6 protein-coding genes are annotated in these 7,364 nt (G+C 75.2%); 1 reads left to right on the top strand and 5 read right to left on the bottom strand.

Annotated elements, in window-relative coordinates; genetic code table 11:
• The 3 genes from L7D48_RS23325 to xylB form a co-directional block, all read right to left on the bottom strand.
• A partial coding sequence (locus L7D48_RS23325) for a hypothetical protein (RefSeq protein ID WP_237882140.1) occupies window positions 1-324 on the bottom strand: 324 nt, incomplete at its 3' end.
• A 157-nt stretch (window positions 325-481) separates the two neighbouring features.
• Window positions 482-1,732, bottom strand: coding sequence for an ROK family transcriptional regulator (locus tag L7D48_RS23320; RefSeq protein WP_237882138.1), 1,251 nt, complete (start codon window positions 1,730-1,732; stop codon window positions 482-484).
• A 125-nt stretch (window positions 1,733-1,857) separates the two neighbouring features.
• A complete protein-coding gene (xylB, locus tag L7D48_RS23315) occupies window positions 1,858-3,285 on the bottom strand; it encodes a xylulokinase (RefSeq protein WP_237882136.1) in 1,428 nt (475 codons plus the stop codon).
• Window positions 3,286-3,363: 78 nt separating this feature from the next.
• Between xylB and xylA the strand changes: the two genes are divergently transcribed.
• The gene (gene xylA, locus L7D48_RS23310; RefSeq protein ID WP_237882134.1) at window positions 3,364-4,536 is read left to right on the top strand and encodes a xylose isomerase; all 1,173 of its coding nucleotides are present in this window, start codon (window positions 3,364-3,366) and stop codon (window positions 4,534-4,536) included.
• Between the two features lie 148 nt (window positions 4,537-4,684).
• Here the strand turns inward: xylA and L7D48_RS23305 are convergent, their stop codons facing one another.
• Together L7D48_RS23305 and L7D48_RS23300 are read right to left on the bottom strand one after the other, a co-directional pair.
• Window positions 4,685-4,954: a hypothetical protein gene (locus tag L7D48_RS23305; RefSeq protein WP_237882132.1), complete on the bottom strand. Its 270-nt coding sequence runs from the start codon at window positions 4,952-4,954 to the stop codon at window positions 4,685-4,687.
• 66 nt (window positions 4,955-5,020) lie between these two features.
• Window positions 5,021-7,363, bottom strand: a complete 2,343-nt coding sequence (locus tag L7D48_RS23300; protein ID WP_237882130.1) for a glycoside hydrolase N-terminal domain-containing protein — start codon at window positions 7,361-7,363, stop codon at window positions 5,021-5,023.
• Window position 7,364: the final 1 nt, after the last annotated feature.

The raw sequence follows: 7,364 nt of genomic DNA, 5'->3' as shown, positions 1-7,364 counted from the left end.
GGGCGTGGGTGCGGGGGCCGGGGGAGGGGCGGCCCGGCACGGGCGCCCCAGGAAAGCGCCGAGCCTCATGCCGTCCTCGCCGCCGGACGTGATCACCACGGACAGGCTCGGGCAGCCGGGGTGCTCCACGACCGCCACCGACGCGTCACCGCCGGTCAGCCGTATCCCGGTCCCGCCGTCGGTCCGGATCTCGATGCCCGGGGCGAGGACCGGGGAGGAGGACCGCGGAACGGCCGTCCCGTCGGCGTGGGCCCCGCTCGCCGCGGCGAGCACCAGGGTGACCGCTCCCGCTCCCGCCCCCCACTTGCTGTGCCTTCGATACACGGAGGGTTCTCTGCGCAGGCGGAACCGCCGTCATGGTGAAACGGACACCGAATCCCCTGAAGTGATGAACGACAGATGTCGATGTTGACGCCTGCGGGAGCGGGCCACCGTGTACGGGAGCGCCGTCGTCTCCGCCCGCCCTCCTGCGCCCGGCCCGTCAGGCGCGGTGGGCCAGCGGGTCGTCCAGGACCGCGCGGACGACGGAGTGGGCCGCGCCCAGCAGCGGGCCTTCCGCGCCGAGGCGGGAGACCGACACCGGCGGGGGGCCGGCCAGGCGGCGGCCCAGCTCGTGTTCCAGGGAGGGCAGCAGCCAGGGCGCCAGCCGGGCGAGGGCGCCGCCCAGGACCACGGTCTGCGGGTCGAGCAGGTTGACCGCGCCGGTCAGTGCTGTGCCCAGCGCGCTTCCGGCCTCGGCCAGCGCCCCCAGCACCGCGCGGTCGCCGCCCTCGGCGCGGGTGGCGAGCAGGTCGATACGGGCACCGGGGCCGGGGTACTGCGCGGCGGTGGCGCGCGGGTCGAGTCCGGCGGCCCGCAGGACGGCCTCCTCACCCGCGTACTGCTCCAGGCAGCCGATCCCGCCGCAGGCGCACGGTCGCCCCTCCGGCCGCACCGGCACATGGCCCAGTTCACCGGCGAACCCGCGGGTGCCGCGCAGCAGTTCCCCGTCCACCACGATCGCGGCACCGATGCCGATCTCGGCCGAGACGTGCACGAAGTCGCCGGGCGGCGGGGTGTGGCCGCCCAGCCACAGCTCGGCCAGGGCGCCGAGGTTGGCCTCGTTGTCCATGGAGCACACGGCCGTGCCCTCACCACCACCGCCGCCACCGCCGGTGAGGGCGCCGGTGCCGAGCGCGCCCCCGCCCAGGTGGGCCGCCAGGTCGAGGTCCGTCCAGCCGAGGTTGGGGGCCTGGACGACGGTGGTGGTGCCGCGGGCGACCAGGCCGGGCACGGCCACGGCCAGCCCGGCCGGGCGCAACCCCAGCCCGCGGGCCTCGTTCGCGACCTCCCCGACCAGACGGGCCAGCTGCTTCAGCACCGGGCCGGGGTCGCTGTCGCGGTTGGCCGCGTCCATCGCGGTGCGGGCGCGGACCTCACCGCGCAGGTCGACGGCGCACACGGCGAGGTGGTCGACGCCGATCTCGGCGCCGATCCCGCAGGGGCCGCTGTCGCTGAGCGCCAGCGCGGTGCCCGGCCGCCCGACCGCGCCGGAGCGGCCCGGCCCCAGCTCCACCAGCAGCCCGGCGCCCAGGAGTTCGTCCACGAGGGTGGAGACGGCGGTGCGGGTGAGCCCGATCCTCGCCGCGACGGCGGCCCGCGACCGGGGGCCGCCGTCGGCCACCGCGTGCAGTACGCGCGCCAGGTTCCGCCGCCGCATCTCCTGCTGGGTGTTGGGCGCGGGTGCTGCCATCGGTGGCGTACTCCTCAAGGGCTGTGCGGACGGTGCCGCGGACGGTGGTACCGCTGGACGAGCCTGTGCGGCGGGACTGGCGCGGCGGGGCTGTTGGCGGACGTGCTGTGGGACGGCGCCGCCGGTCAGTGCCGCCGCAGCAGCGTATCGGCGTCGCTCAGGGTGGCCGCCAGGCGGGTCAGCGCCTCCTCGTCGCGCTCCACCGCCTCGTACGAGGGGCCCTCGGCGGTGGACCAGCGGCGGGCGACCGCCGCCGCGTCCTCGCCCAGTACCAGGGCCGCGGCCTGCGCCGCGGCGCCGAGCGCGACCAGCTCCTGCGCGCGCGGCACGACCACCGGCCGCCCCGACAGGCGCCGTACCGTCTCGCGCCACGCGGTGCCCTTCGCGCCGCCGCCGATCAGCAGGATCGGGGCGTCCGGCTCTGCGTCGTCGTCCAGGACCAGGTCCAGGGCGGCCAGCAGCGCGTAGACCGCGCCGTCGTAGGTGGCCTGGAGGATCTGGCCCGCGCTCGTGTCGTGCCGCAGGCCGGTCAGGGTGCCGGAGGCGTAGGGGAGGTTGGGGGTGCGCTCCCCGTCCAGGAACGGCAGGACGGTCACGCCCCCGCCCGGCTCGACCGCCTCGCGGTCCAGGCCGAACAGGGCCGCGACGCGGTCCACGGCCAGGGTGCAGTTGAGGGTGCAGGCCAGCGGCAGCCAGTCGGTGCGGGCGTCGGCGAAGCCGGCGACGGTGCCGGTGGGGTCACAGGGGCGGCGGGTGGAGACGGCGTAGACGGTGCCGGAGGTGCCCAGGCTCAGCACCGGCCTGCCCGGCCGCAGACCCAGGCCGAGGGCGGCGGCCATGTTGTCGCCGGTGCCGGTGGCCACCAGCGTGCCCTGGGGCAGCGGCAGCCCCTCCTGCGGCCGCACCGTGCCGGCCGCCTCGCCGTGGCCCAGTACGCGGGGCAGCAGCTCGGGGGAGAGGCCGACCTTTCCCAGAATCTCCTGGTCGTAGGCCTGGTCGGCGGTCGACCACCAGCCGGTGCCCGAGGCGTCGCCCCGGTCGGTGGTGCCCTGGCCGGTCAGACGCTCGGTGAGGTAGTCGTGCGGCAGCCGCACCGCCTTCACCGCGGCGGCGGCCTCGGGCTCGTTCTCGCGCAGCCACTGCCACTTGGTGACGGTGAAGGAGGCCGCCGGGACGCTGCCGAAGCGCTCGGCCCACGCCTTCGGCCCGCCCAGCTCGGCCACCAGGCGGTCGCGCTGCGGGGCGGAGCGCACGTCGTTCCACAGCAGGGCGGGGCGGACGGGGCGGCCCTGGCCGTCCAGCGTCACCAGCCCGTGCTGCTGGCCGCCGACCGAGACCGCGGTGGCCCGGTGGACGGCCGGCCCGCACTGCTCCAGCGCCTGCCGCAGCGCCTGCCACCACTGCTCCGGATCGCTCTCGTGGTCGGGCGAGACGGTGTGGGGGGCCTGGCCGCGCGCGACCACCTCGCCGGTGGCGGCGTCGACGACCAGTGTTTTGGTGGACTGCGTCGAGCTGTCCACACCGACAACGAGCGGACCTTCGGGTGCGGCCATGTCGCCTCTTCCTCTCTGGGGCTTCTGGGCGCATACTAATTTGTCAACGGGCCTGACGAAATACCCGAGAGGCATGACATGAGCTACGAGCCGACACCCGAGCACAAGTTCACCTTCGGTCTGTGGACCGTGGGCTGGCAGGGCGGCGACCCCTTCGGCGACGCCACCCGGCCGGCCCTCGACCCGGTCGAGACCGTCCGGAAGCTCTCCGAGCTGGGCGCCCACGGCGTCACCTTCCACGACGACGACCTGATCCCCTTCGGCTCCTCCGACGCCGAGCGCGAGGGCATCGTCAAGCGCTTCCGCCAGGCGCTGGACGCCACCGGCATGAAGGTGCCGATGGCCACCACCAACCTCTTCAAGCACCCGGTGTTCAAGGACGGCGCCTTCACCGCCAACGACCGGGACGTGCGCCGCTACGCGCTGCGCAAGACCATGCGCAACATCGACCTGGCCGCCGAACTGGGCGCCACCACCTACGTCGCCTGGGGCGGCCGCGAGGGCGCGGAGTCGGGCGGCGCCAAGGACGTGCGGGTGGCACTGGACCGCCTGAAGGAGGCCTTCGACCTCCTGGGCGACTACGTCGTCTCCCAGGGCTACGACCTGCGCTTCGCCATCGAGCCCAAGCCCAACGAGCCGCGCGGCGACATCCTGCTGCCGACCGTCGGCCACGCCCTGGCCTTCATCAACGAGCTGGAGCACGCCGACCGCGTCGGCCTCAACCCCGAGGTCGGCCACGAGCAGATGGCCGGACTGAACTTCCCGCACGGCATCGCCCAGGCGCTGTGGCACGGCAAGCTCTTCCACATCGACCTCAACGGCCAGTCCGGCATCAAGTACGACCAGGACTTCCGCTTCGGCGCCGGCGACCTGCGCCAGGCGTTCTGGCTGGTGGACCTGCTGGAGTCGGCCGGCTACGAGGGCCCGCGGCACTTCGACTTCAAGCCGCCGCGCACCGAGGACTTCGACGGTGTGTGGGCGTCGGCGGCCGGCTGCATGCGCAACTACCTGATCCTCAAGGAGAAGGCCGCCGCCTTCCGCGCCGACCCCGAGGTCCAGGAGGCGCTGCGCGCCTCGCGTCTGGACGAGCTGGCCAGGCCGACCCTGAACGAGGGCGAGACCGCCGCCGACCTGCTGGCCGACACCGCCGCCTTCGAGGAGTTCGACGTGGACGCCGCGGCCGGGCGCGGCATGGCCTTCGAGCGCCTGGACCAGCTGGCGCTGGAGCACCTGCTGGGCGTCCGCGGCTGAAACGGCCGACGCGGGCGATACGGCCGGTCCAGTCGGCCCGGCCGCCCCGGTCGGCACAGCCGGTGAGGCCCCGTGCGGGGGCGCGGGTGGCGGCCCGTGCCCCCGCACGGTCCGCCGCCTGCCGCCGCGCGGAGCGCGGCCGGGGGCGTCAGCCGTCCCTGCGGCGGCGGCGCCACCGGCGCCCCTTGCGGCGGCCTCTGCTCCAGAACCACCCCGCCGGGGGCTCGTCCGCCCGCCACGGCTGCGGCTCGGGCGGGTTGTCCCGCCAGCGGGCCCGCAGCATGCGCGTACGCGCGGCCGGTTCGCTCACCTCGGCGCCGCGTATGAAATCCTCGTCGAGCACGATGTCGTCCCAGGCGTCTCTTCCGGCGTCGTCGCCGTCGCCGCCCTCTCCCCGTCGTGCGTCCCCAGTACCCACAACGCACCTCCTGGTCACGGAGAACGGATGGCGGCCCCCGCCGAGTTCCCGCCGCACGGACGCTTCTCAGACCGGGGAGAGCCGGTAGACGCGCCCGGGCGCCGTCCCGAACTCCACGACTCCGGCCTCCGGCCGTACGGTCTCCACCGGCCGCCCTTCGCAGGACACCGCGATCTCGCAGGTCGTGCGCACCCGCGCCCGGCGCCCGGCGCGGGAGAGCAGCTCGGCTCCGGCCGGCGCGCCACCGCGCCAGGTGAGGTCCACCTCGAAGCCGCCGCGCGCCAGCAGCCCCCGCACCGAGCCCTCGGGCAGCGCGGGCGGCAGGGCGGGCAGCAGATGGATCTCACCGGCGTGGCTCTGCACCAGCCACTCGCAGATTCCCGCGGTGGCGCCGAAGTTGCCGTCGATCTGGAAGGGCGGGTGCAGATCGAAGAGGTTCGGGGCGGTGCGCTCGGGGGTGAGCTGGTCGGTCAGCAGCTTGTGGGAGCGCGCGCCGTCCTCCAGCCGCGCCCAGAAGTTGATCTTCCAGCCGAGCGACCAGCCCGTGCCCGCGTCGCCCCGCAGCTCCAGTGTGGTGCGCGCCGCCTCGAACAGCTCGGGGGTGCCGCGCCGGGTGATCCGGGCGCCCGGGTGCAGCGCGTACAGATGCGAGACGTGCCGGTGGCCGCGCTCGGGCGCGATCGCGTCCCAGTCCTCGCGCCACTCCTGGAGCTGCCCCAGTCTCCCGATCCGCGGCGGGGCCAGCCGCTCGCGCGCCGCCCGCGCCTCCTTCGCCAGCTCCTCGTCCACGCCGAGCAGTTCGGCGCTCGCGACGGTGGCCTCGAACAGATCGCACAGGATCTGGTTGTCCATGGCCGGACCGGCGCACAGCGAGCCGCCGGGGCCGGGGTGGTGGGCGTTCTCGGGGGAGATCGACGGGCAGGTGACCAGCTCCCGCGTCCGAGGGTCCTCCACCAGGGCGTCCAGGAAGAAACGCGCCGCGCCGGCCAGGACCGGATAGCGCTCCCGCAGCTTCTCCTCGTCGCCGGTGAAGCGGTGGTGCTCCCATATCGACAGCGCCAGCCAGGCGCCGCCGGTGGGCCACATTCCCCAGAATGCCCCGTCCACCGGCGCGGTACCGCGCCACAGGTCGGTGTTGTGGTGGGCGACCCAGCCGCGCGCGCCGTACATGGCCCGGGCGGTACGGGCGCCGGCGGCGGCCAGGTCGGCCAGCAGGCCGAACAGCGGCTCCCAGCACTCCAGGAGGTTGGCGGGGGCGGCCGGCCAGTAGTTCATCTCGGTGTTGATGTTGATGGTGTACTTGCCGCCCCACGGCGGGTCGGTCAGGTCGTTCCACAGTCCCTGGAGGTTCGCGGGCTGGGTGCCGGGACGGGAGCAGGCGATGAGCAGGTAGCGGCCGTAGGCGAAGTACAGCGCCACCAGGTGCGGATCCTCGCCGCGCGCGAAGCGCGCCACCCGCTCATCGGTCGGCAGCGCGGCGGCGGGTGTGACCGGCAGTTCCAGCCGTACGCGGTCGAAGAGCGCGGCATGGTCGCGGACGTGACGGGCACGCAGCTCGGCGCAGGGCCGGGCGGCCGCCGCGTCCACCGGGGCGGCGGCGCGGCGGGCGGCCGCGTCGGGGTCCTCCTCCACGCCGCGCCAGTCGCGGTGGTTGGTGGCGGCCGAGACCAGCAGGGTGACGGCGTCTGCCCCCTCGACGCGCAGCTCACCGTCCGCCGAGCGCACGGCGCCCCCCTCGGCGACCGCCCGCACCAGGCATCGGAAGCGCAGCGCGCCCGCGATGCCCTGGGCGTCGTCGCCGGCGCCGTCCAGGGCGATGCTGTGCGGGGCGGGGGAGTGGGAGGCGGAGCGCAGCGGGCTGTCCAGGCGGGCGGTGAAGGAGACCGCGCCGGGGGTGTCGGCGGTCAGCCGGACCACGATCACCTGGTCCGGCGCGCTGGCGAACACCTCGCGGCGGTGGCGCACCCCGCCGCGCGTGTACTCCACCGAGGCGACGGCGGTGGCGAGGTCGAGTTCGCGCCGGTAGCCGGTGGTCTCGCCGTCCCCGGGGAAGGACAGGCGCAGGTCGCCGACGGTCTGGTACTGGAGCTGCTTGACGGGGACGCCCATCAGGTCGGAGTCCACCAGGGCCCGGGCCTCGTCCCACCGCCCCTCGAACACCAGCCGGCGTACCTCGGGGAGGGCGGCGAGGGCCCGGGGGTTGTCGTAGTCGTGCGGGCCGCCGGCCCACAGGGTGTCCTCGTTGAGCTGGAGCCGCTCGCCGTCCGTGCCGCCGAACACCATGGCTCCCAGGCGCCCGTTGCCCACCGGCAGGGCCTGGAGCCACTCGGCGGCGGGACGGGGATACCACAGGCGGAGCTCACCGGGGGCCGGGCCGCCGGAGTGTGCGGTGCGGTGATCCGTGCTCACT

The sequence above is a fragment of the Streptomyces sp. ICN903 genome (genome assembly GCF_022015835.1).
Taxonomy (GTDB): Bacteria; Actinomycetota; Actinomycetes; order Streptomycetales; family Streptomycetaceae; genus Streptomyces; species Streptomyces fenghuangensis.
The sequence above is the reverse complement of the archived record's forward strand: the minus strand, read 5'-3'. Positions and strand labels throughout refer to the sequence as shown.